General features: G+C 73.1%; 1 protein-coding gene. It reads left to right on the top strand.

Annotated elements, in window-relative coordinates:
• On the top strand, positions 1–1,557 hold a 1,557-nt coding region (locus FRW57_RS21435; protein ID WP_203230474.1), incomplete at both ends, for a DNA glycosylase AlkZ-like family protein.

The following is a 1,557-nucleotide window of genomic DNA, read 5'->3' as shown; positions in this document are numbered from 1 at the left end:
TTGTCGGTGGCCCACTCGTCGAGACCTGCCTGAGCGACCCGTGCGCGGTGGGCGCGTTCGTCCGCGAGATCGTCGCGCTGCCGGGCCGATCCGCCCGCGCACGGGTCGCTCAGGCAGGTCTCGACGAGTGGGCCACCGACAACCTGCTCACCTACCTCGAGGAGCAGCGGGAGGCGACCGGCCACGTGCCGGACGACCGCACCATCTTCGTCGAGCGGTTCCGCGACGAGCTCGGCGACTGGCGGATCGCCCTCCACTCCCCCTTCGGCGCCCAGGTGCACGCTCCGTGGGCGCTGTGCGTCGCCGCCCGCCTGCGCGAACGTTTCGGCGTCGACGTCCAGGCGATGCACGGTGACGACGGCATCGTCCTGCGGCTTCCCGACCTCGAGCTCGACCTCGGCGAGGGCGAGGGCGGTCCCACCGGCCCGGTGGCCGATCTCTCGTCCGAGCTGCTGTCACTGATCACCCTCGACGCCGACGACGTGCATGATCTCGTGACCACCGAGATCGGCGGATCAGCCCTGTTCGCAGCCCGGTTCCGCGAGTGCGCCTCGCGCGCGCTGCTGCTGCCGCGACGCAACCCGGGCAAACGCCAGGCGCTCTGGCAACAGCGTCAGCGGTCGGCTCAGCTGTTGCAGGTGGCCAGCCAGTTCCCCTCCTTCCCGATCATCCTCGAGACGGTGCGGGAGTGCGTGCAGGACGTCTTCGACGTCCCCGGCCTGACCGACCTGATGCGCGACATCGCCGCGCGACGCGTGCGCCTGGTCCACGTCGAGACAGCCTCGCCCTCGCCCTTTGCCAAGAGCCTGCTGTTCGGCTACGTCGCCCAGTTCCTCTACGAGGGTGACTCACCCCTGGCCGAGCGCCGAGCCGCGGCCCTGGCCCTCGACCCGACGCTGCTGTCGGAGCTGCTCGGCCGGGGTGAGGGCGCCGCGCTGCGAGACCTGCTCGACCCGGAGGCGCTGCACCGGACCGAGAACGAGCTGCAGCACCTCGCGTCGGAGCGGCGCTGCCGGGATGCCGAGGACGTCGTCGACCTCGTCCGCGTGCTCGGCCCGCTGCCGCAAGCGGCGATCCTCGAGAGGTGCACCGAGGGCACCTCGCCGGCCAGCCTGTCCGCTTGGCTCGTCGAGCTGGAGGGCGACCGGCAGGTCATCCGGGTCCGCGTCGGCGGTCAGGAGTCCTGGGCCGCGGTCGAGGACGCCTCCCGGCTGCGGGACGCCCTCGGCGTGGCCCTGCCCGTCGGACTGCCCGAGGTCTTCCTCGAGCCGGTGCGCGACCCGGTCGGTGACCTGGTGATGCGCTACGCCCGGACCCACGGTCCGTTCACCGCTCACGACGTCGCGGGGTGGTTCGGCCTCGGCCCCGCGGTGGCGAGCACGGTGCTGCGCCGGCTGGTCGAGGCCGGTCGCGTGGTCGAGGGCGAGCTGCGCCCGATTGAGTCCGGTGGCGGCGAGCACGGCCCCGACTACTGCGACGCCGAGGTCCTCCGGGTGCTGCGGCGTCGCTCCCTCGCCGCGCTGCGGGCCGAGGTGGAGCCGGTGCCGCCCGTGGACC

Source organism: Segeticoccus rhizosphaerae, assembly GCF_009192725.1.
Classification (GTDB): domain Bacteria; phylum Actinomycetota; class Actinomycetes; order Actinomycetales; family Dermatophilaceae; genus Segeticoccus; species Segeticoccus rhizosphaerae.
Note: the sequence above shows the minus strand (reverse complement) of the source record. Positions and strands in the feature narration are given on the sequence as shown.